Annotated in this window: 17 protein-coding genes and 1 pseudogene; 15 read left to right on the top strand and 3 right to left on the bottom strand. The window is 39.1% G+C overall.

All coding sequences use genetic code 11. The features are described 5' to 3' along the window. Position 1 precedes the first annotated feature (1 nt). The 3 genes from FOC45_RS03335 to FOC45_RS03325 form a co-directional block, all read right to left on the bottom strand. On the bottom strand, positions 2–3,019 hold the full coding sequence (locus FOC45_RS03335) for a TonB-dependent receptor (protein ID WP_231121896.1): 3,018 nt from the start codon (positions 3,017–3,019) through the stop codon (positions 2–4). A gap of 365 nt (positions 3,020–3,384) precedes the next feature. Beyond that, the gene (locus FOC45_RS03330; protein WP_009392637.1) at positions 3,385–3,981 is read right to left on the bottom strand and encodes an aminotransferase class IV; all 597 of its coding nucleotides are present in this window, start codon (positions 3,979–3,981) and stop codon (positions 3,385–3,387) included. Beyond that, positions 3,981–4,928, bottom strand: coding sequence for an aminodeoxychorismate synthase component I (locus FOC45_RS03325; protein ID WP_009392638.1), 948 nt, complete (start codon positions 4,926–4,928; stop codon positions 3,981–3,983). Before FOC45_RS03325 ends, FOC45_RS03330 begins: the two co-directional genes overlap by 1 nt. A gap of 225 nt (positions 4,929–5,153) precedes the next feature. On the opposite strand from FOC45_RS03325, the gene lepA reads away from it, so the two are divergent. From lepA to FOC45_RS03255, 15 genes and pseudogenes are all read left to right on the top strand, one after another. Beyond that, positions 5,154–6,950 (top strand): translation elongation factor 4, encoded by a 1,797-nt coding sequence (lepA, locus tag FOC45_RS03320; RefSeq protein WP_009392639.1) that lies wholly within the window; start codon positions 5,154–5,156, stop codon positions 6,948–6,950. A 25-nt stretch (positions 6,951–6,975) separates the two neighbouring features. Beyond that, the gene (locus tag FOC45_RS03315; RefSeq protein ID WP_196774066.1) at positions 6,976–8,415 is read left to right on the top strand and encodes a hypothetical protein; all 1,440 of its coding nucleotides are present in this window, start codon (positions 6,976–6,978) and stop codon (positions 8,413–8,415) included. 80 nt (positions 8,416–8,495) lie between these two features. Next, positions 8,496–8,627, top strand: a complete 132-nt coding sequence (locus FOC45_RS12155) for a hypothetical protein (RefSeq protein ID WP_009392641.1) — start codon at positions 8,496–8,498, stop codon at positions 8,625–8,627. A 118-nt stretch (positions 8,628–8,745) separates the two neighbouring features. Then, complete coding sequence (locus FOC45_RS03310; protein ID WP_009392645.1) at positions 8,746–9,408, top strand: porin family protein; 663 nt, start codon at positions 8,746–8,748, stop codon at positions 9,406–9,408. 8 nt (positions 9,409–9,416) lie between these two features. Next, a complete protein-coding gene (locus tag FOC45_RS03305; protein WP_009392646.1) occupies positions 9,417–10,904 on the top strand; it encodes a YfcC family protein in 1,488 nt (495 codons plus the stop codon). Between the two features lie 23 nt (positions 10,905–10,927). Then, complete coding sequence (locus tag FOC45_RS03300) at positions 10,928–11,554, top strand: rhomboid family intramembrane serine protease (RefSeq protein ID WP_009392651.1); 627 nt, start codon at positions 10,928–10,930, stop codon at positions 11,552–11,554. A gap of 55 nt (positions 11,555–11,609) precedes the next feature. Then, positions 11,610–11,810: pseudogene (locus tag FOC45_RS03295) on the top strand (YfcC family protein); the annotation flags it as partial. 265 nt (positions 11,811–12,075) lie between these two features. Further along, positions 12,076–12,867: a hypothetical protein gene (locus FOC45_RS03290; RefSeq protein WP_009392654.1), complete on the top strand. Its 792-nt coding sequence runs from the start codon at positions 12,076–12,078 to the stop codon at positions 12,865–12,867. Between the two features lie 29 nt (positions 12,868–12,896). After that, a complete protein-coding gene (locus tag FOC45_RS03285; RefSeq protein WP_009392655.1) occupies positions 12,897–15,662 on the top strand; it encodes a PD-(D/E)XK nuclease family protein in 2,766 nt (921 codons plus the stop codon). Between the two features lie 62 nt (positions 15,663–15,724). Continuing rightward, entirely contained in the window at positions 15,725–17,791 is a 2,067-nt protein-coding gene (gene metG / locus FOC45_RS03280; RefSeq protein ID WP_009392656.1) for a methionine--tRNA ligase, read from the top strand. Positions 17,792–17,965: 174 nt separating this feature from the next. After that, positions 17,966–18,898, top strand: coding sequence for a tyrosine-type recombinase/integrase (locus FOC45_RS03275; protein ID WP_034540492.1), 933 nt, complete (start codon positions 17,966–17,968; stop codon positions 18,896–18,898). A gap of 32 nt (positions 18,899–18,930) precedes the next feature. Next, on the top strand, positions 18,931–19,221 hold the full coding sequence (gene hpf, locus FOC45_RS03270) for a ribosome hibernation-promoting factor, HPF/YfiA family (RefSeq protein WP_009392658.1): 291 nt from the start codon (positions 18,931–18,933) through the stop codon (positions 19,219–19,221). 83 nt (positions 19,222–19,304) lie between these two features. Then, complete coding sequence (locus FOC45_RS03265) at positions 19,305–20,504, top strand: OmpA family protein (RefSeq protein WP_009392660.1); 1,200 nt, start codon at positions 19,305–19,307, stop codon at positions 20,502–20,504. Positions 20,505–20,604: 100 nt separating this feature from the next. Beyond that, positions 20,605–20,910: a DUF4834 family protein gene (locus FOC45_RS03260; protein WP_009392661.1), complete on the top strand. Its 306-nt coding sequence runs from the start codon at positions 20,605–20,607 to the stop codon at positions 20,908–20,910. A gap of 15 nt (positions 20,911–20,925) precedes the next feature. Continuing rightward, positions 20,926–23,349, top strand: a complete 2,424-nt coding sequence (locus tag FOC45_RS03255; protein WP_009392662.1) for a YfhO family protein — start codon at positions 20,926–20,928, stop codon at positions 23,347–23,349. Position 23,350 lies beyond the last annotated feature (1 nt).

Raw genomic sequence — 23,350 nt, 5'->3', positions numbered from 1 at the left:
TTTAGAATGTTAATTTCAATCCCATATTATACACGCGGGCATTGATAGCAGGCGAAGTACCTAAACCGTCAATTCCTTTGTTGAACAAGGCATTGCTACCCACTTCAGGGTCGTATAGCGAATACTTAGTAAGCGTAAAGAGGTTTTGAGCGCTACCGTAGATGCGTAGCGAGCGCAAGCCTCCTATCTTTTTCAGAATGGTTAGCGGGAATGTATAACCTATTTGTACGTTCTTAAGGCGCAAATAAGAACCGTCTTCTATATAAAAGGTACTTGGCAATGCGTTGCCGCCGCTGTAGTTGTCAGTCTTAGCGATTGGTAGCTTAGTATTCCGATTGGTAGGTGTCCAAGAGTTCAAAGCATCTACAGGAGCGTTAGTGTCGTAATTGAAGTACAAGTCATACTTAGCTGCTGAGAAAATCTCATTACCTGCTACCCCTTGGAAGAAAGCGGTAAAATCCCAATTGCGGTAGTTAAGGTTGAGGTTATAACCAAAAGTGAAATCAGGGGTAGGATTACCTATTACTTGTTTGTCTTCTTCTTTTAGCTGTTTAGCCACTTTGGCAGTACCGTCTTTCCCTTCAAAAAGGAAGTCGCCTTGGTCATTAGTGCCTACTACTTTGTAGCCTAAGAAAGAGCCTATTGGCAAACCTTCTTTAGTGATAGTAGGACGGTCGTTAAACTTACCACTCATCAGCTCTCCGCGAATAGGTTGTACCCCTTCGCCCAATGACAATACCTTGTTTTGCATATAGGTTAGGTTAGTTTGGAAGTTAAGAGTCAAATCGTCCCATTTCTTTCTAAATTCTAACGAAAACTCTAACCCTTTGTTTTCTACAGAAGCGGTGTTGTAGTTAGGCACAGCTCCTTTGTTGATAGTGATAGTTTGTCCTGAAGAAGGAAGCGACTCAAGCGGTGCTAACAGATTGTTATTGCGCTTAATAAAGTATTCAGCAGTAAGGGTAAGCATATTGTTGAGTACTCCTACCTCAATAGCCGCGTTAGATGAAATGGAAGTTTCCCAAGTGAGGTCGTGTTGCGCAAAACGAGTAACATAACCATATTGGCGCGAGTTGCCAAAAGCAGCAGGTACAGGGCCATATGCCAAGTTTAAGAACGTATAAGGGTCAATAAAGTTAGCCCCCAACTCACCATAGCTGGCGCGTAGTTTCAGTTTGCTAAGCAGTTCAGGGTTAAACCAAGACTCTGAATGCAAATTCCAACCTACTGATACTGAAGGGAAGTAACCCACGCGATGCCCTTTAGCAAATTTAGACGACTCATCACGGCGCAAACTAAGCGATAGCAAGTATTTATTACTATAATCGTAATTAAGCCTACCAAAGAAAGAAAGCAGTGCAGCATTTTCCTGATTAGACCCCACTACCCCTTCGCCGTTATACGTTTTTACCGTAGGGGCTCCTAAATCGTGTACGCCTGAGCTAATTGAGTTTTTGCGGTAAAACTCGCGCATCCAGCTCGTACCCAATAGGGCGTCAATATGGTGTTTCTTTTGGAAAGTACGGTTGAGTGTAAGTAGGTTATCAATAGTATAATTGAAGTTTTCAGCTCTTCCTTCTGATAGCGAAGTGCGTGCGGTTTGGTTAAGTTTATTATCAGCAGTACCATCAGCATTAAAGAAGGTATCATAAGCTGGTACGTGCTTATAGGTATTAGTATTTACATAAGTTCCTGCTACGTTTAGCTTGTACTGCAAACCTTTCATCAGTTTAAAAGTACCTGCCAAACTACCTGTAGCACTAGTATTGCGAGTAAAAGCGTCTTGTTTATAGATAGCTGCCAAAGGGTTAGAAATATTGGTATTAGTGATAGAATAACCTTTTGATGCAGCGGTTGATACATAACGCCCGTGTTCGTCTGTTACCGGTATAGTAGGCATCTCAAGAGAGCGCCCCCCCGGAGGCGATACTTTTTTAGTATTAGTGATAGACAGCTTTTCACTCAAAGAAAATCTACCTTTTTTAAAAGTAGCATTAATACGCGCCATATACTTATCGTATTCTGATTTAATGATGATACCCTCTTGTCTTACATAGCCCAAACTAGTATTAAAAGTAGAGTTTTCACTTCCTCCTGATACGCTGGCGTTAAAGCTGCTCATTGGCGCATTGCGGTAGTACAAATCTTGCCAATCAGTACTGCGGTTAGGGTCAGTAGGGTTTACGTTCTGAGGAGCGCGGTCGTAAGCCGGACTGTTGTCTGCCACTTGGTTAGCAAAAGTACGCCATTGCTCTGCGTTCATCATATCGAGCATTTTTGAAGGGGTTTGATAAGAGTACGAAGCATCTACTTGCACTATAGTTTTACCGCTCTTACCGTCTTTAGTAGTAACGAGCACTACCCCATTAGCAGCGCGCGAACCGTAGATAGCGGCTGCCGAACCGTCTTTAAGTATCTCTATCGACTCAATATCCGAAGGGTTAAGCGCATCGAGCCCATCGGCTATTGCCCCATCTATGATGTATAACGGTGCCGTAGCGCCAAACGAACCTGCACCACGTACTACTATGTTCACCTCAGCCCCTGCGATACCGCCACGTTGCAAAATTTCTACCCCTGGGGTACGCCCTTGTAGGGCTGAAGCCACATTGGCAGTAACTTGCTTTTGCACCTCTTTAGCCGATACCGAAGATACTGCTGCCGTCATACTCGACTTTTTCTGAACTCCGTAGCCTACTACCACTACTTCTTCTAACTGTTGGTTTTCGTCTTTCATTTGCACATTAATGGTGTTGCGACCATTTACGGCAATATTTTGCGTTACCATACCGATATACGAAAATTCCAAAGTAGCCCCTTTGGCTACATTATCGAGCGCGTAATTACCATTCATATCGGTACTGACTCCTTTAGTAGTGCCTTTCACCACTACACTTACCCCCATAAGAGGCTCTTTGTTAGCATCGGTTACCTTTCCTTTTATGTTAAGCGACTGCGCCCACGCCGAAAAAGTACACAGACATAGCAACAGTAATGCTGCCCAATGTCTTTTCATCATTGCTTTGTCTCGCATAGTTCCTTTTTTTTAGTTGTTAATTTTCTAATTATTTTTATTGACGGTGCAAAGTAAAAACAAAAAAAAAAAATGCAAGCATTTTATTAAATATTTTTATTTAAATAGCCATTTTTTAGTCAGTATAAAATATAAAATACAGATTATCAGGTAAATATACAAAATAGCTATTTATAAAATATTTCGTACTTTTTCGCATTTCTGATAAAAACGCATTTATTTTCACCCTAAAAAAGGGATAATTACACTAAAAACGAAAATAAAACCCCCAAGTTTTCCAAAGAAAAAGGGGGTAAATAATAAAAATTTTAATTATTATCAATATTTCAATTAACTAATTAACTAATTAACTAATTAGCTAATTGGCTAATTGGCAAACTAAGCTCTCCTATATCGAGCATAGCATTTATAAAGCCTATTTGTTCAAAGTGATGAATATCGGTGTAGTGTATAGGGGCTTCCTTTATTTTGCCTTCTTTAAGCAATCGCTGACGACAGGTGCCATTAAGAAGATAGGTAGAGGGCGTAACCCATTGTCGTCCGTCAAAAAAGATAATATTAGCATAGCTACTATCGGTTACCTTGCCGTTTTTAACAAAGATAACCTCATCAGTACCCGCACTTTCCTTTAGGTTGTTGAGGAAAGTGCGGTCTAAAAACTTATAGCTATAGTCCAAAAAGTCGGCTTCTACGCACTTAATAGTAGCAATAGAGCGTATTTGATAAGGAAGAACCTCTATCGTGGGGCATTCGCTGCCGTATACTATGCGTATTTTGTGCTTCCCTTGGGTAGGTAAGGGTATTTTTTCAATGATATCCGACAGCGAAAGTACCTTTTCGTTAGGAAAAAAATGCGAAAAAGTATTACATACGCGCTCTTGGTGATATGCTAAATGAAAAACACATCCGTCAGCGAGCTTTATCGTTTCAATAAATTGGTGAGGCATCAGATAGGTATATATATTTTCTCAATAATCTCGTTATACTCATTTAGCGGCTTACTTTGGGCAGTAATCCCTGCACCACTCTTGTAGAAATAGCGGTCGCCTATGCGCTCTATAAAGCGTATCAGCACAAAACTATCTACCGTCTTGCCGTCAAAAACACCCGCAATACCGGTATAAAAACCGCGCTCGTAAGTTTCTGCTTCGTCAATTACCGCTACCGATTTTTCTTTAGGGGCTCCTGCTATAGAGCCTGCCGGAAGCATAGCCGCCAACAAATCGCCTAAATGTTCTTGCCAATTGGCAGGCAACTCCCCTACTATTTCGGAGCTAGTCTGAAGGAGGTCGCCAGTAGATTTTTTGATAACATCTACATACCTAAAGCGAGTGGTATGCACATTAGTAGCTACTTTTTGCAAATCGTCAGACAAGAGCCGCACCACCTTATGATGCTCGTCAATTTCCTTTTCATTATGCAATAAAGTAGCCTCGGCATCGGGGAGAGTAGCACTGATAGTCCCCTTCATCGGATAGGTTTTTATCAAATTATCTTCTATTTTTACAAATATCTCGGGCGAAAAGCACACCCAATCGTCTTTGTATAGCATTTTGTACTTAGCAGAAGCATTCTGATACACTTCGGGCAGTGAAACAGCCGATATTTCGGTAGCAAAAGTGAGATTTACAAGCTCAGTATCGCCATTTTTCAGATGAGAATGCACCTTATTGAAGGCTTTTTCAAACTCTGGGTAAGCAACAGGGTGTTTTTCTATAGCGATAGGTGTCGCATCTGCTTTTTTCTCTTCTGAAAAAGAGAATTGTATATCGCTCGGAAGCTCAGAGAGCGGAAATACCTGTCCGTTTTCTCCTTTGTAATCAATAATAAACAGACAGGGCGTGCCTTGCTGTCCGAAGTCGTTCAGACTTTTTTTCCAATTGTTAGTGTTCATTAGTTTTTCTTAATTTTTAGGAGGCAAAAGTAATAAAAATAATTTATTCAAAGTATATTGATCTTACACTCATCTTACACTGATCCTACACTGATCCTACACTCATATCTCGTTCGGTGATTAAAGTTTGCTAATCTGCTAATTTTGCTAATTTTGCTAATTTGCTAATTATTCGTATATTTGCCCCTTTAATTATAATAGTTAATAGCGAAATCGTAATACCCGATGAAAAACATCCGTAATTTCTGCATTATTGCACATATTGACCACGGCAAGAGTACCCTTGCTGACCGCCTTCTCGACTTTACCCAAACCGTAACCGAACGCGAAAAACAAGACCAATTGCTAGATAATATGGACTTGGAGCGCGAGCGCGGCATCACTATCAAAAGCCACGCTATACAAATGGAGTACGTGTATAAAGGCGAAACTTATATCCTTAACCTTATCGATACCCCCGGTCACGTGGATTTCTCTTACGAAGTATCGCGTTCTATAGCGGCTTGCGAGGGGGCGCTACTGATAGTAGATGCAGCCCAAAGCATTCAGGCTCAGACGATTTCTAACCTTTATTTGGCTCTTGAAAACGACCTTGAAATCATACCCATACTCAACAAAATAGACCTACCCAGCGCTAACCCTGAGGAGGTGAAAGACGATATAGTAGACCTACTGGGCTGCTCGCCTGAGGATATTATCCCTGCCAGCGGTAAGACGGGCTTGGGCGTAGAGGCTATTTTGGAGGCTATTATAGAGCGTATCCCTGCCCCTAAAGGCGACCCTAAAGCACCGCTGCAAGCGCTTATCTTCGACTCGGTGTACAACTCTTTCCGCGGGGTCGAAACTTACTTCCGCGTGATGAATGGCGAGATACGCAAAGGGCAGAAAATCAAGTTTATGTCCAACGGCAAGACCTACGATGCCGATGAGGTAGGCACCCTCAAGCTCAACCAAGTGCCTAAGCAAGTGATTAGTGCCGGCGATGTGGGCTACCTTATCACCGGTATTAAAGATGCGCGCGAGGTGAAAGTGGGCGATACTATTACCTCGGCAGTAGATGGCTGTAAGGAGGCTATTGACGGTTTTGAGAACGTAAAACCGATGGTATTTGCGGGTATCTATCCGGTAGACACCGAAGATTACGAAGAGCTACGCGCCTCAATGGAAAAGCTACAGCTAAACGATGCTTCACTGGTGTTTACCCCAGAGAGTTCGGCGGCTTTGGGCTTTGGTTTCCGTTGTGGTTTCTTGGGTATGCTACACTTAGAGATTGTGCAAGAGCGTTTAGAGCGCGAGTTCGGTATGACCGTCATTACCACCGTGCCTAACGTTAGTTACCACGCCTTTACCAAGAAAGAACCTGAAAAAGCGATTATCGTTAATAACCCATCAGACCTGCCCGACCCTTCCAAATTAGACCGTGTAGAAGAGCCTTACATCAAGGCGAGTATCATTACCAAATCGGACTTTGTAGGGCAAGTAATGTCGCTCTGTATAGAAAAACGCGGACAGATAACCAATCAACACTACCTCACCCCTGAGCGTGTAGAGCTAAACTTTGATATGCCTTTGGCCGAGATAGTGTTTGACTTCTACGACCGCCTCAAAACGGTGAGCAAGGGCTATGCCTCGTTTGACTACTCCCCTATCGGAATGCGTGCTTCTAACCTTGTAAAGGTCGATATTCTTATCAACTCGCAGTCGGTAGATGCGCTTTCGGCTCTTATCCACGCCGATAATGCTTATAATATAGGTAAGAAGATGTGCGAGAAGCTACGTGAACTGATACCGCGCCAGCAGTTCGACATCCCGATACAGGCAGCTATTGGGGCTAAAATCATCTCGCGCGAGACCATCAAAGCCTTGCGTAAGGACGTTACTGCCAAATGTTACGGAGGGGACATCTCGCGTAAGCGTAAGCTCTTAGAGAAACAGAAAGCCGGTAAAAAACGTATGCGCCAAGTCGGCAACGTCGAAATTCCACAAAGTGCCTTTATGGCTGTGCTCAAACTGAATGATTAATTTTTTTAATTTATATAAAAATACTATGGAAAATATGAGTAACTTACCACAGGAAATACAGAACTACAATAAAGGGTTGACTGTATTAAGTAATTTTGAAGAAGGATTGAAAGATGTTCTCACCTTACATTCTTTACCTGTAGAAAATATTTTTGTAGAGACTCAAGAGAGAGGAAAAGTATTTAAGAATTTGAGTAATGTGTTAAATCAAATTCCTTTACAAGATAGACAGCAATCTATATATCTTTCAAAGTTTATAGCAAGTACAGCTTCAGGACTTTTTGATGCAGCTTTAAACTATCTCTGGAATGAAACTATACTGCAAATAAGAAAAAGAGTATCTCAATATGATATTGAATTCTTTTACGATAATGCTGTTTCTGGAGAGAAGAGAAAAAGGGTAAAAGATGAAAGTGATTTAGATAAAATAGATGATTACGACCTCATAAAAGGAGCTAAAGAAATAGGACTAATATCAGATTTAGGATTTAAACATCTTGAATATATTAACTATATGAGAAATTGGGCTAGTGCAGCACACCCAAATAATAGCCAAATTAGAGGATTACAATTAATAGATTGGTTAGAAACTTGCATAAAAGAAGTTATTACTTTACCTATATCAAACATAACAGTCCGTATAAAACACTTACTACAAGGAGTCAAAAACACTTCTATATCAGATAAAGATGCAGAAGAAATTGCTTTATTTACAGCAGAATTAACACAAGAACAAATAAATAATCTGGCATCTGGCTTTTTTGGTATATATGTAAAGTCCGAAACAGATAATCAAACTCATCAAAATATAAACAAACTTCTACCTAATATATGGGGAAGAGTTAGTGAAGAAGTCAAAAATACTTTTGGATTAAGATATGCCGATTATACAGCAAATAATAATCAAATAGGGAAAAAACTATCAAGACAATTTTTACAAATAGTTAATGCTGAAAGTAATATTCCAGATCCATTGAGAACAATGGAAATAGATAATACGATTGATGAGTTCCTTTCCGCTCATAGAGGGTTTAATAATTTTTATACAGAACCAGCCCTTGCTAGACAACTTCTTAGACTTGTAGGTGATGATTTGAAAATACCAAAATCTGTAGAAAAAAAATTCATTATTGCAATAGTAGAAGCATTTTTAACAAATGGAAATGGTATAGCTATTAATGCAAATGATATTTATAAGAAAATATTAACAAACCTTAATTCACATCAAGGAAATATAGCTGTTTTATCATTTACAGATTCAAAAATTAGTAGTAGATTACAATTTGAATTATGTGAAAAAAAATACAAAGAACTTATAGAAATAGTAAAACCAAGTATAACATCTCCTCCAGTAAATGAGGTAATTGATTATATAACAAATCAATTTAATGGTAAGTATATGAACTTAATGAATGATAAAAGGATAAAAACCTCCATTGAAAATCTGAAAATATTATTAAAATAAACTAACCATTTAAACTTACATTTTATACTAGTAAAATATAATGTAAATGTAGCAGAATGTAAGAATTTGTTGTAAATCCTATGTCTATCCTCATCAGAAATAACCTATTTATCGAAGAACTGCCAACAGACTACAGTGGGAAGCTGTTAGAACTCGACCCTTATATTGCAGCGCTAAATACTTTTTTTGATAAGTTAGAGATAGAAATATAGAGAAAAACACTATATTTTTAAAAGAGTAATTACAATTTTAAACAAAAATAGCAATTCTTTTGGAACTTTCCAGAGGAATTGCTATTTTTGTAGCCTAAAAATTGAAGCACTCTTAGCTATGAAAAAGTTTTATAGTACTCTCTTCTTATCATTGATAGGCTTTATCTCTTTAGCACAAGTAGCGGTGGGAATAAAAGTTAATAATCCGTTGCTTTACGGCAGTAGCCCAGGGGCTTTTGAGTCGAATAGCGGACTGGAAATTAGTCGCTCGGGCAATTGGGGCATTATCAATGCAGGGGCTTTTGTGCGTATCCCCCTAAAAAAGCATTTAGCCCTACATACCGAATTGCTCTATAAAAACGAAGGGGCAGGTTACCACTACAGCTCTGTGCAAAGCTCTTATTATTCCGGTCATTTTACCTATACTTATATCGATATGCCTGTTTTGCTGCAGTTAGAGGGCAAACGTATGTTCAGAGGGTTCTTTCAGATAGGGCTTTCTCCTAAATTTCTGCTCACTGCCACTCATAGTGCTGAGAACCTATTTTTCGACCGCACCACTGATGTATATTCAAAATTTAACAGGGTAGTACTCGCTGCCCATATTGGCGGAGGGATAATGTGGAACCTCGACCGAGTGGTGCTGATGGGCGATGTGCGTATCTCGCCTAACCTTACCCCTATCGCTGGGCGTGTATACGATGTTAATTTTAGCAAAGCACGCAGTCTTTCTGTGACAATGCTCTCCTTCTCTATCGCTTATAAACTGACTAAAAACTAAAATAATTAATGAAAAAACTCAAGTTCCCAACTCCTTATACTGTGCTAATGCTGGTAATTATTTTAGCAGCAGGCCTTACTTTCTTACTGCCTTCAGGGGCTTATAGTTCTTTGTTATACGACAAGTCGCAAGATGTTTTCGTCATACAGACTGCCGACAGTTCTTATACAGTACCTGCTACCCAAGAGGCTTTAGACAGTAGGGGCATTAGCATTCAGCTGAGCAAATTCAAAGAAAACAAAATCAAAAAAGCTATTTCTATCCCCAACACCTACGTACCTCAGCACGGACATCCGCAAGGGGTGCAAGCTGTGCTCTTTGCCCCTATCAAAGGGATTTACGATAGTATAGAGGTGATTCTCTTCGTATTAGTACTAGGGGGCTTTATAGGGGTATTCAACAGTTCGGGAGCTCTGAATATGGGGGTGGGCTATCTGGCGCACTTGCTAAAAGGCCGTGAGGGGATTCTTATCATCTTGCTCACCACTCTCTTAGCGCTGGGGGGTACTTCGTTTGGTCTGGCTGAAGAAACTTTGGCTTTCTACCCTATGCTGGTGCCTATCTTCTTAGCAGCGGGTTACGACCTTATAGTGCCCTTGGCGGTGATTTACATAGGCTCGAATGTAGGCTCTATGGCATCGACTACCAATCCGTTTGCGGTGATTATCGCCTCGGATGCCGCAGGGGTAGACTGGACTTCAGGACTTTATGTGCGCCTAACAGCCTTAGTGCTGTGCGTGCTTATCAGCATTATTTACATCATCAGGTATGCCGAAAAGGTAAAGAAACACCCCGAGAAGTCTATCGTTTATGGGGTCGCCTTACCCGAAATATACGCCTCTAATACAGCTGAAAAGACTACCACACTAAAGCTATCTACCAAGATTGAGCTTTTGGTCTTTGCTCTTTCGTTTATAGTGATGATTGTGGGGGTATCGCAATGGGAATGGTGGTTTGGCGAAATGACGGCTCTCTTTTTAGTAGCTGCTATTGCCATAGCTGTGCTACAACGCTGTGACGAAGAGGCTTTTGTACAGCATTTTATAGCAGGGGCACGCGACCTACTGGGGGTAGCTTTTATCATCGGAATTGCCAGAGGGGTATCGTTTATCTTAAATGACGGACAAATATCAGGCACTATACTGCATTATGCTACCGACTTAGTACAAGGAATGTCGCCTATACTATTTTTACCTATGCTGATGCTTATTTTTGGGGTATTGAGCTTATTTATTGCCTCTTCTTCAGGAATGGCAGTACTTACTATGCCTATTATTGGCTCGTTGGCCTCAGTTGTAGGTGTGGAAGGGCATAGCGTAGTTAGTGCTTACCTATTTGGTATGGGCGTAATGGCATTTATCACCCCCACCGGACTTATCTTGCCGTCTTTGGCGATGGTAAATGTAAATTACCGACAGTGGTTGCGCTTCTGTATGCCGTTAGTGCTTATCTTTGCAGTAGTGCTAATGTGCTTGCTTTTAATAACAAATAATTAATCACAAACGTCAAATCTATATTAATGAGTATCAGTTTTATTATTATTCTTATCGCTACGATTGCGATGAGCTACTATGGGTTTAACAACGCTACTTTTTTCAACCGTTATATGTTCAATGTAGGGGCAGTACAAAAAGGCGACTACGTGCGCCTTATCTCCTCTGGCTTTTTACACGCCAATTGGGAGCATCTCATCTTCAATATGATTTCGCTCTTTTTCTTTTATGAGGTAGTTACTGATAGTATGGGCGAGCTGCTATTCGTCTTGATATACTTCGGCTCTATGCTATTGGGCAATGTATTTAGCTTACAAATATATAAACGCCAATCTTATTATTCGGCTATAGGGGCTTCGGGTGCAGTATCGGGTATTATCTTTACCGCTATTGCCCTCTACCCTAAAGCTATCAAAGTAAACTTTTTGCCAGGGTGGCTCTTTGGGGCGTTGTATTTTGGTTACTCAGTCTTTATGATGTTCAATCCTCAAAAAGGCGATAACTTAGGACACACAGCCCATATAGGAGGTGCCCTCTTTGGTTTAGCAGTAGTAGTGCTCTACGCTCCTACTATTGTAGTACACAATGCTCTTTATCTGGGTATTATGGCTCTGCCTTTGGTATATATGGGAGTCCGGTTGTTGAAGAAATGAGGAAATTAAAAAATTAGTAAAATATGATTCCTTTATTCAGTTATATTTTCATTGCATTGGTGTGGAAGGGCATAGCGTAGTAAGTGCTTACTTGTTTGGTATGGGTGTAATGGCGCTCATCACCCCCACTGGACTTATCTTGCCTTCTTTGGCAATGGTCAATGTAAATTACCGGCAGTGGTTGCGCTTCTGTATGCCATTAGTGCTTATCTTTGCAGTAGTGCTAATGGTCTTACTTTTAATAACTAATAGATAGCCAAGCTACTAGTAATTATTATTAATCATTTTTTAAATTATTAGTTATCTATGGAATACATTGTATTATTAGGTTTTTTATACATTTTAGGCATATTGTTCCTAAATCTTAAAAGAACTATTAAAAACAAAGATATGTTTATTCATATTCTTATTGGCTTTTTGCTTGTTCTTTCGTATACAGTACTCTTTATTTATAATAAGAAGTTGTTTTAAACTGTTCTTTTGAGGTATTTATTTCAATCAATCGACTAAAAAATAAGAAAATGATGGGCACTCCTATTATTTACATACTCTTTTTAATAGCAATAATCCTTACTTATTGCGTGGTAAAGCGTTTTCGCTCTCAATCAGGTATTTTTATTTACCTCATCACTTTTGCTACAGTACCCACCATTACTTTAGCTGGAGGCTTGCTCCCTATAGCTGTTTTTAGTTATATTGAAGACCTATACCAAAATGAAACTTACAACGCTAAAATAGTAGATTTTGCATATGAAAAGAGAGAGAAAACCGATGAATATGGTTATACTAGAGAAGTTACCGTAAAAGTACCTGTATTTCAGCTAATAAGCACTCAAGGAGATACCATTACAAAGCAAGCTTCACACTACTATAGTTCACACACTTATAATTCAAAGTCAATAATTTACAAGGTAAACTACAACCCGCATACAGGAAATATTTTCATAGCAGATAGAGGCTTCTATACCATACTATCTGTAATGATTTTCTTTGCCCTGCTTTTTGATTTTCTCCTCGTAGGAATTGTGCTTTACATATTGAATAAAGATATGATACCTTATAAACAAATATTGGGTATTGCCTTTTTTTGCATTGTCATTCCAATGATAATACTTGGTTTTGCTATAGTCCTTTTGCTCGCCGCTTATGAGGAGGACGACTTACCTTTGCCTGCTAAAATAACTTGTATCGTTTTTGGAGTGCTCTTTTTATTGGTTTTTATGGGCTATGTAAAAAATTTTATATGTAAAAGTAAAAAGAGCCATAGAGGCAACCGCCGCTCTCGCCCTCCTTTCTTAGTTTTCAGAAGATAATCCCTATCACACGTTAATTGTTAATTGATATGCCGTATTTAAAAGAAGTTATTGCTGATGTTTTAGAAAACTATCCTGATAAGATAGAGCGCCTTGTATTTGTAACTACAGGTAAACGCCCTGCCCTCTTTCTAAAAAAATACTTTGCCGAACAGGTAAAGCACGCTACTATTGCGCCCGAATTTATAGGGATAGCCGACCTTTTCACGCGCATTTCGGGGGTACAACCTATCAGTACCTTACCTCTGCTTTTCGAGTTTTATGATTGTTATACAAAAGTGCATCAAGAGCAACATAAAGACACGCCCGACAACTTTGAAGAATTTCTTTCTTGGGGGCAAACTGCTCTGAAAGATTTTAGCGAGATAGACCAATACTTAGTGAACCCCGAGAAGATATTCCCCTACATTCACGCCCTCAAAGAGGTAGAGCACTGGTCGGGTATGGACGAGCGTACCGAAATGCAAGAGAAGTATTTGGCTTTCTGGCGCAGATTAGGCGACTATTATTTTGCTCTAAACAAGCGCCTTGAAGAGCTCGGCAAAGGCTACGGAGGCTATATAGCCAAAAAAGCAGTAGAAAAACTACCTGAGTACCTGCAAACCCATACGGATACCATACATATTTTTGTAGGGTTTAACGCGCTGTCGGAGGGTGAACAGAAGGTTATACAATCTATTTTGATAGATATAGGAGGCGAAATCTATTGGGACGGCGACACGTATTTCTTAAAAAATCAGACACATGAGGCGGGGTACTTCTTGCGCAAATACCTTAAAAATTGGCGGTATTACAACACCCTCAACCATACGCCTAAATTTATAGGTAGTCATTACGAAGAGGAAAAAGAGTTTCACCTAACGGGCGTACCCAAAAACGTAAATCAGGCGCATAGTGTGGCGGCTCTGCTGAAAGAGCTACCCTCAGCCGAGTTAGAGAAAACAGCTCTTATCATAGCCGATGAAAATTTGCTAATACCGATGCTACAATCGGTACAAACCGGCACTGCTGTTAATATTACTATGGGATACCCCCTACAGCAAACGCCCCTAAACGACCTTTTTACGACGTATTTCCGCTTGCACCTCTCTAAAAGTTTCTATTACAAAGATGTACTCAACCTATTGAGCCAACCATTTTTGCACAGCCTACTTTCGGCGGAGGCAGTAACGACCATTGCCACCTACATCAAAGAGAATAATCTTACCTACCTATCGCGCGAAAAACTACTTGAAAATACGCCAAAAGACCAACAAGAGATACTAAACTTATTATTCCCTAAAGGAAAAGACAAAGCCTTTATCACTACCCTGATAGACAATGCTATAAAGCTCATTTACCAGCTTAAAAGCACTCTTGACCCCGAAAACGCTCAGCACGTACTCATACAAGAGTACGCCTATCGCTTCTACGAACTTTTCAATCAGCTAAGCCTGCTACAGAAGCGTTATGGGCATATTGATTCGGTGAAAACGCTATACCATTTTTACTTAGATGTACTGCAAAAAAGCACTCTCAATTTTCGCGGTGAACCTTTAGAAGGACTGCAAGTAATGGGGGTACTAGAAAGCAGAAGTTTAGATTTTGAAAACGTGATTATCACCTCGGTAAATGAGGGCGTTTTGCCTTTAGGAAAAAGCGACAATTCGCTAATACCCTACGATGTGAAGTGCGAGTTAAACCTACCTACTTACAGAGAGCGCGATGCTGTGTACAGCCATAACTTCTACCACATCTTGCAGCGTGCCAAAAAGGCGTATCTGTTTTACGATACCGAGATGAACAGCCTAAAAAGTAGGGAGAAAAGCAGATTTATACTGCAATTGCTAACAGAGAAAGTCCCCACCCATAAGGTCACCCACCAAATCAAAGCCCCCGAGGTATATGCTACTACACAGTCACCTTTAAGCATCGAGAAAACTCCTGAAGTGATGGCGCGCTTAAGAGAAATGGCAGAAAAAGGACTTTCGCCTTCAGCCCTAACTACCTACATACGCAATCCGCTGACTTTCTACGAGCAATATGTACTGCAAATACACGAAGAAAGAGAGGTGGAAGAAACTGTAGAAGCACGCACTTTTGGCGAGATAGTGCACGGCACCTTAGAAGATTTGTACGAAATACCGAGAAGTAAAAATAAAATACTGACAGAAGAGGACATTAAAGAGATGCAAAATAAGCTAAAATGCGCTATAGAAGTCCGTTTTGAGAAAGAATACAAGAACACAGACTTCAAAAGCGGTAAAAACTGGCTAATTTTTAATGTTATAGAGAAGTATATACGCAGCTTTTTGTCGTTTGAGCTATCAGAAATAAAGAATAACTGCCAAATAAAAGTACTTCTTTTAGAAGAAAAGATAACAAAAGTACCTTTCTGTAGCGATAAACTGCCTTTTCCTGTCTATTTCAAAGGAATTATTGACCGTGTAGACCTGCGCGATGATGAGTATTACGTTATAGACTACAAAACAGGCGTGGTAGAGCGCACCGATGTACGGCTAAAAGAGTGGGAAAACCTGACCCAAGACATCAAGTACGGAAAAGCCTTTCAGCTGCTTACCTATGCTTATATGCTAGCACAGCAAGACCCTAAATATCAGGAAAAAACAATGACCGTAGCTAACTTTTCATTCAAACGAATGCAATTAGGCTTACAGCCTTTTCATACCTATATAGACAAACAAGAAAATAGGAGTATAGACTCAAATACCCTCAACCTTTACAAAGACTATACTGAAAAGCTACTTTTAGAAATATTTGACGAGCATACCCCTTTTAAAGAAAAGACTAATTGATAGACTTGCTATTTAATAATTAATTCGTAACTTTGCATTTCATTAAGAAGAACTAATAAAAAATGTCAAAACGATATACCATTACGGCAGCTTTGCCGTATACTAACGGACCTATTCACATAGGGCATTTGGCGGGCGTATACGTGCCTGCTGATATTTTTGCACGTTATCAACGATTGAAAAACAATGAAGTAGCCTTTATTTGCGGAAGTGATGAGCACGGGGTTGCCATCTCTATCAAAGCTAAGAAAGAGCACACTACCCCTCAGGCTATCATTGATAAATATCACGCTATTATCAAGCAATCATTTGCTGATTTTGGTATCTCATTCGATAATTATTCGCGCACTTCACTGCCTATTCACCATAAAACTGCCTCTGATTTTTTTAGAAAATTATATGAACAAGGTGATTTTATAGAAGAAATATCAGAGCAATTATACGATGAAGAGGCGCATCAGTTTTTAGCAGACCGTTTCGTAATAGGCACTTGCCCCAAATGCGGCAACCCTGAAGCCTATGGCGACCAATGCGAGCGCTGTGGCAGTTCGCTAAACGCTACCGACCTAATAGACCCAAAATCATCTATCACTGGCAGCAAACCTACCCTCAAAGCTACCAAACACTGGTTTTTGCCGCTAAACAGATACCAAGAGTTTTTAGAAAAATGGATATTAGAAGGTCATAAAAACGACTGGAAGCCCAATGTATACGGACAAGTAAAAAGTTGGTTAGACGATGAGCTTAAACCACGTGCTGTTACCCGCGACCTCGATTGGGGAATACCCGTACCAGTAGACGGAGCAGAGGGCAAAGTACTATACGTTTGGTTTGATGCCCCTATCGGCTATATATCATCTACCAAAGAGTGGGCAGAACGCGTGGGCAAAGACTGGCGACCTTTTTGGCAAGATAAAGATACTGAATTAGTGCATTTTATAGGGAAAGACAACATAGTATTCCACTGCATCATTTTCCCTGCTATGCTAAAGGCTGAAGGCAGCTATATACTGCCTACCAACGTGCCTGCTAATGAATTTTTAAACTTAGAGGGCAACAAGCTATCAACCTCTAAAAACTGGGCTGTATGGCTACACGAATACCTGCAAGACTTCCCTAACCAACAAGATGTTTTGCGTTATGCCCTAACGGCCAATGCTCCAGAAACCAAAGATAACGACTTCACTTGGAAGGATTTCCAAGCACGCAATAACAATGAATTGGTGGCTATCTTTGGCAATTTTATCAATAGGGTAGCCGTACTAACACAAAAATACTATGAAGGCGAGGTGCCTGCCGCAGGAGTGCTGAATGCAACAGACAGCGAAACGCTACAACAGCTTAGTGAGCTCACCAAAAAAATAGAGCAATCATTAGAGCGCTATCGCTTCAGAGAGGCACAACAAGAGCTGATGAACATCGCACGACTCGGCAATAAATATCTTGCCGATGAAGAGCCTTGGAAACTCATTAAGACCGATGCCGAACGCGTAAAAACCGTTATGTACGTAGCCCTACAAGTAGCGACTGCTTTGGCTATCACTAGCGAACCTTTCTTGCCGTTTACCTCAGAAAAGCTAAAAAACATATTACAACTCGGCACTACCGCTTGGGAGCAAGTAAAACAAAATCCTACGGCATTGCTACCTACAGGACATAAGATAGGTGTGGCAACCCTATTATTTGAAAAAATAGAAGACGCTGCAATTGCTAAACAGTTAGAAAGATTAGAAAAGACCAAGCAAGCTAACCAACAAGAAGCCCAAGCAGCTGCCGAAGTAACAGTGGCTCCACAAAAAGAACTTATCAGTTACGATGATTTTGCTAAAATGGATATTCGTATTGGCACTATTTTATCAGCTGAAAAGATGCCTAAGGCAGATAAGCTACTCATTCTAAAAGTAGATACCGGCATAGACCAACGCACCATAGTATCAGGAATAGCTCAAAGCTTTAATCCTGAAGAGATTATAGGCAAGCGGGTAACTGTATTAGCGAACCTTGCACCACGCAAATTACGTGGTGTAGAAAGCCAAGGAATGATATTGATGGTAGAAAATGCTGAAGGCAAATATCGATTTATAGCTCCTGATGGCGAAGAAATAGCTAACGGAGCGGAAGTAAAATAAAGGCATAACTCTCTGATTCACTTATAGTAAGGAGGGGTATTAACAAAAATGGATAAAATTTTAACTTTTTATTAACAGTTTAATTCATTTATTTTTCTTTATTTTGCTATGAGAAAAAGTGAGAGCTTTTTAAACTCTATAAACCCATTTTTTAATCAACTAAATTTAAAGACCATGTCAATCAATGCCTTTATCATTTATTTGTCGATAGAGATGAAATATTCTATCCACACGGTCGAAGCGTACAAACACGATCTTAGAGCTTTTGAAAGATTCATCAAAAGTGAATGTGAGAAAGAGGAGGAAGATTGCCCTTTGGAAAGAGCAGACCAAGAAGACATCAAGAAATGGATTATCAGTCTATCTAACCAATCAATGTCTTTCAGAAGCATAAACAGGAAATTATCAGCACTAAAAACCTATTATACTTTTTTAAAGAAGACAAAACAGATAGAAACAAGTCCGTTTGAGAGAGGAATATTCTTACTAAAAACAGAAAAAAAGAACAAATTGCCTTTCTCGGAAGCAGAAATAGAAAAAGTATTATCTTATTTCTCAAGTAAGAGTTCATTCGATGAAGTGCGTGACAGAGCTATAATAGAAACTCTATACGCTACCGGAATGCGCCGCTCAGAACTTACCGGACTTAAACTGCAAGACTTAGATTTAGAGCAAAAGCAAATTAAAATATCCGGTAAAGGTGATAAAGAACGCTATATACCAGTAATACCAGAATTAGAAGCAACCCTTAAGGAGTATCTGAGATTAAGAGAAGAAATAGCTAACAAAAAGAGTGAAGACTTTTTATTCTTAGTAAAAAACGGTAAGAAAATCTATCCTACATTGGTATATAGAATTATAAATTCATACTTTAGTGCGGTAACCAGCAAAAAAGACGTAAGTCCGCACATATTAAGACACTCATTTGCGAGTCACTTATTAGACAATGGGGCAGACCTAAATACAGTGAAAGAGCTTTTAGGACATTCTAGCTTAGCCTCTACACAAGTATATACGAATACCAGCCTAGTAGAGCTAAAACGGCAATATAAGAAAGCCCACCCACGTGCTAATAATAGTGAAAATGAGGAAGAAACAGAAAAATAATTAGATTGTTAAACCTTAAATTATTAAACATTATGAAAGTACATGTACATCCTGTTGACTTTACAGTTGACCAAAAATTAGTAGATTTTATTCAAAAGAAGCTTGATAAGCTTGATAATTTCTATGACCGAATTATAGAAGCAGATGTTCATCTAAAATTAGATAATACAACTGCAAAAGAGAACAAAATAGTAGAAGTAAAAGTGCACATACCAGGAGAAAGTTTGGTAGTGAAAAAACAATTTAAAACCTTTGAAGAAGGTATAGATAGCGCAATTACACCACTAGAAAGAATGCTTTTAAAGCACAAAGAAAAACGTTAATTTTTTGTTAAAACTATTTTTGGTAAAAAAAATAATCTTATCTTTGCCCCGTTTTATTGTATAATTTATTTAATTAAAAAGGAATGAAAAAAAGTATTTTAGTATTGGCTTCATTGGCTTTCATTGGAGTTCAAGCACAGGAAACAGCCGGCTATAACAAATGGTCTGTAGATTTAAATGGAGGGGTAAATAAGCCCATAACTCCACTAACAAGTGGTTACACTACAAGCACACCTAGCTTATGGGGTGCAAACTTGGGTGTACGTTATATGTTTAACAACAAATTTGGTATCCGTTTAGGTGGTGGTTACGATAGCTTTAGCGAAAAGAAAGACACCCCTAAATTTGATTCTAAAATTTGGAATGTTAACCTACAAGGTTATGCAAACCTTGCTCGTGTATTAGGTTTTGAAGATTGGACAAGCGACTTGGGTGTATTAGTACACGCAGGGGGTGGTTACTCTCAACTAAGAAGTGATAACTTCACTGGAAAAGACCAAATGCTTTTCCTTACTGGTGGTGTAACTCCTCAAATAAGACTTTCTAACAGAATCGCTCTTCTATTAGACGCTTCACTATACCTTAATGCAAGACAAAACCTTACTTATGATACTCATTCTAGAGCAACTCGCCGTGGCTTCCAAGGAGCTCACTTCACTACCTCTATAGGTTTGAATATTGCTCTTGGTAAAGAAGACAAACATGCTGATTGGGCTGCTAACTCAGCTAAAGACAATGAGGATGTTGCTAAACGCGTAGCTGCTCTTGAAGATAACGTATCTGATTTGAAAGGCAAGGTGGCTAACAAACAAGATAAGATGAACGATGCTAATGGAAATGGTATTCCAGATGAAATCGAAAATTATTTGAACAACAACTATCAAGCTAAAGGTGGTTCTGCTGCAAACAACAATAATTCTGATTTCAGCGGTGACGTAGTATCAGACCTTATTAAGAAAGGTTACATTAGTGCTTACTTTGACTTTAACTCTTCAACTCCACAAGTTTCTTCTACTTGGGCTATTGACATAGTTGTTAAGTATTTGAAAGAAAATTCAGGTGCTAATATTCTTATTTCAGGTTATGCTGATGAGTTAGGTGGTACAAACTACAACAGCAGTTTATCACAAAAACGTGCTAATGCAGTAAAAGACATCCTAGTGAAAGCTGGTGTTAGTGCTTCACGTATCAGCACAGAAGGTAAAGGGGAAGATACTTCAGTTGATAAAAGTTCTTCTAGAGCTCGTCAGATAGCACGTAGAGCTACTTTCAGCTTAAAATAATCATTGAATTATAAAAAACAAAAAGGCTGTCCTTATAAAGGGGCAGCTTTTTTTTGTTGTTTCATATTTATTTTGTATCTTTGCAAAAAATCACACAGCAATGATAGCAGAAGCATCTTTTACGGGTTTCATACAAACCCTATTAATTATAATACTGATAATCTTAGGGCTTAGAATACTCTTCAGAATAGTAGCCCCTTACTTTATGCATTTCTTCCTAAATAAGATAGGAGAACGTATGCAGAAAGAATTTCAGAAAGCACAGCAGCAATACCAACAAAATCCATATCAAGGGACTGGTAATAAGCAAAATGTTAGAGAAAATGTTATAAATAATAACAATACTTCAAAGAACCCTCAAGCCACTAAGCAAGTAGGAGATTATATAGAGTATGAAGAGTTATAAGTTCTATTTTTTGAAATGAAAAAGATAATACCTCATTTTATAGTAATAGGGTTATTTGCCCTAATATCCTTGGCATTTTTTTACCCTGTCTTGCAAGGAAAAGCAATTTTGCAAAGCGATATAGTACAATACTCAGGAATGGCTAAGGAACGCAATGACTACAGAGAAAACGAAAATAAAGAATCGTATTGGACGAATAGTGCCTTTGGAGGTATGCCTACCTATCAGTTAGGGGCTCACTACCCATATGATTTGGTAAAGAAATTAGACCAAACCTTACGTTTTCTACCACGCCCAGCAGATTATTTATTCCTCTATTTTATAGGATTTTACATTCTACTATTAGTATTAAAAGTAGATATGCGAACCGCCGTATTGGGGGCTATTGCTTTTGGTCTCTCTACCTACCTTATTATTATATTGGGGGTGGGACATAATGCAAAAGCGCACGCTATTGCTTATTTTGCACCTGTACTAGCGGGTATACTACTGGTTTTTCAGCGAAAATACCTTTGGGGAGGACTGCTTACCGCTATAGCTCTTTCATTAGAAATAGGTGCCAACCACTTCCAGATGACTTATTATCTACTTATTTTAGTATTGTTGCTCGGAATTGTGTATCTTTATAAAGCTATTAAAGAGATGGAGATAAAGGATTTTTGCAAGTCAATAGGAGTACTTTTTTTAGCTTTAGTTATTAGTATACTTTGTAACGCTACTTTGCTACTCACTACCAAAGAGTACGCAGACTGGAGTACGCGTAGCAAATCAACCTTGACAATAGATACTGAAGGAAATGTAAAAAAAGCTGCCGAGGGATTATCAAAAAATTACATCACTGAATATAGCTATGGAATAGCAGAATCAATGAACTTGATAGTGCCACGCCTTTTCGGTGGGTCGAACCACGAAGCATTAGGCGAAAACTCAAAAACTTATGAGTATTTGGTACAAAAAGGAGTTCCACAGCAACAAGCACTTGGCTTTTCAAATAGTCTGCCTACTTATTGGGGAGACCAACCCATAGTAGCTGCTCCTGCTTATATAGGAATAGTAATCTTTTTCTTCTTTGTATTGGCTCTTTTCACCGTAAAAGGACGTTTAAAAGTTTGGTTATTAGCCGGAACTATCATAGCTTTAGTACTTTCGTGGGGTAAAAACCTTTCATTAGTCACTGATTTTATGATTGATTACGTGCCGATGTATAACAAATTTAGAGCAGTATCTTCTATACAAGTATTATTAGAGTTATGCATCCCAGCTTTAGCAATGCTCGGACTGTATCATTATACTCAAAGCACTGAGGAAGTTCGTAAAAAAGCTGTACTTCGCACTTTATATATCACCTTAGGGATACTTGTTTTACTACTATTATGCAAAGGTTTCTTTAGCTTTGCTGGTGCCTCAGACAGTCTTTATGCACAATATTACGGAGATGATGTGGTACAGATGATTATAGAAGATAGAAAATCAATGTATAGTGCAGATGTGTTAAGAAGTATTATCTTAGTACTGCTTACTGCATTGGCTTTAGTGCTATATCAATACAAAAAAATACCTCAATGGGGTATGCAGGTAGCTATATTAGTTCTTATTTTCTTCGATTTAGGAGGTATAGCACGCCGCTATGTGAACAAAGATAGCTTTGCTGACCGCTATATGGTTAATAATCCTTTTGATATTACTCCTGCTGACCAGCAAATACTAAAAGATAATAGTTATTATAGGGTATATGAACCTGAAGTAGGTATCAATGGAGCACGAACCTCTTATTTCCATCATTCAATAGGAGGATATCACGCAGCTAAGCCTAGGCGTATGCAAGAGCTTTTTGACTACCAAATAGCTAAAGGAAATATGAATGTGCTGAATATGCTAAACGTAAAATATCTTATCCTAAGAAATCAGCAGGGAGGACAACAACCTATGCATAATGATAAGGCATTAGGCAATGCATGGTTCGTAAGTAAACTTAGCATTGAAAATAGCGACAATGAAGTGATGCAGCGCTTAGAAGACTTTAATCCGCAACAAGAAGCATTGGCTACCCTTAAAGACCTTAAAACTCCCCTTCCACAGCAATATACAGTAGATAGTACCGCTACTATAAGTCTTAAGAGTTATAAGCCTGATGTTTTGGAGTACGAAAGCAAAAACTCTAATGCAGGATTGGCTGTTTTCTCAGAAATGTACTACCCACACGGTTGGAAAGCTACTATTGATGGCAAGGAAGTACCTATCTATCAGGTAGATTATGCGCTACGAGCCTTATCAGTACCTGCTGGTAACCACCAGATACGTTTTGCTTTTAAGCCTGAAGTAGTAAGTATAGGCAGTAAAATAGCTCTTGTAGGATATGTGCTATTAGCTATTTGGGGTGCAGTGATTGTAGGAGGAGCTATAATGATTGCAAGAGGATTGAGAAAACAAAAAAGTTAAT

It is taken from the genome of Capnocytophaga sp. FDAARGOS_737 (assembly GCF_009730375.1).
GTDB classification, from domain to species: Bacteria; Bacteroidota; Bacteroidia; order Flavobacteriales; family Flavobacteriaceae; genus Capnocytophaga; species Capnocytophaga leadbetteri.
This window is presented reverse-complemented; position numbering and strand designations above follow the sequence as displayed.

What these genes read in the sequence shown, in the direction of transcription:
- FOC45_RS03335 (WP_231121896.1), bottom strand. Translation starts at nt 3,019, where the DNA reads ATGATGAAAAGACATTGGGCAGCATTACTGTTGCTATGTCTGTGTACT.
- FOC45_RS03330 (WP_009392637.1), bottom strand. Translation starts at nt 3,981, where the DNA reads ATGCCTCACCAATTTATTGAAACGATAAAGCTCGCTGACGGATGTGTT.
- FOC45_RS03325 (WP_009392638.1), bottom strand. Translation starts at nt 4,928, where the DNA reads ATGAACACTAACAATTGGAAAAAAAGTCTGAACGACTTCGGACAGCAA.
- lepA (WP_009392639.1), top strand. Translation starts at nt 5,154, where the DNA reads ATGAAAAACATCCGTAATTTCTGCATTATTGCACATATTGACCACGGC.
- FOC45_RS03315 (WP_196774066.1), top strand. Translation starts at nt 6,976, where the DNA reads ATGGAAAATATGAGTAACTTACCACAGGAAATACAGAACTACAATAAA.
- FOC45_RS12155 (WP_009392641.1), top strand. Translation starts at nt 8,496, where the DNA reads ATGTCTATCCTCATCAGAAATAACCTATTTATCGAAGAACTGCCAACA.
- FOC45_RS03310 (WP_009392645.1), top strand. Translation starts at nt 8,746, where the DNA reads ATGAAAAAGTTTTATAGTACTCTCTTCTTATCATTGATAGGCTTTATC.
- FOC45_RS03305 (WP_009392646.1), top strand. Translation starts at nt 9,417, where the DNA reads ATGAAAAAACTCAAGTTCCCAACTCCTTATACTGTGCTAATGCTGGTA.
- FOC45_RS03300 (WP_009392651.1), top strand. Translation starts at nt 10,928, where the DNA reads ATGAGTATCAGTTTTATTATTATTCTTATCGCTACGATTGCGATGAGC.
- FOC45_RS03290 (WP_009392654.1), top strand. Translation starts at nt 12,076, where the DNA reads ATGATGGGCACTCCTATTATTTACATACTCTTTTTAATAGCAATAATC.
- FOC45_RS03285 (WP_009392655.1), top strand. Translation starts at nt 12,897, where the DNA reads ATGCCGTATTTAAAAGAAGTTATTGCTGATGTTTTAGAAAACTATCCT.
- metG (WP_009392656.1), top strand. Translation starts at nt 15,725, where the DNA reads ATGTCAAAACGATATACCATTACGGCAGCTTTGCCGTATACTAACGGA.
- FOC45_RS03275 (WP_034540492.1), top strand. Translation starts at nt 17,966, where the DNA reads ATGTCAATCAATGCCTTTATCATTTATTTGTCGATAGAGATGAAATAT.
- hpf (WP_009392658.1), top strand. Translation starts at nt 18,931, where the DNA reads ATGAAAGTACATGTACATCCTGTTGACTTTACAGTTGACCAAAAATTA.
- FOC45_RS03265 (WP_009392660.1), top strand. Translation starts at nt 19,305, where the DNA reads ATGAAAAAAAGTATTTTAGTATTGGCTTCATTGGCTTTCATTGGAGTT.
- FOC45_RS03260 (WP_009392661.1), top strand. Translation starts at nt 20,605, where the DNA reads ATGATAGCAGAAGCATCTTTTACGGGTTTCATACAAACCCTATTAATT.
- FOC45_RS03255 (WP_009392662.1), top strand. Translation starts at nt 20,926, where the DNA reads ATGAAAAAGATAATACCTCATTTTATAGTAATAGGGTTATTTGCCCTA.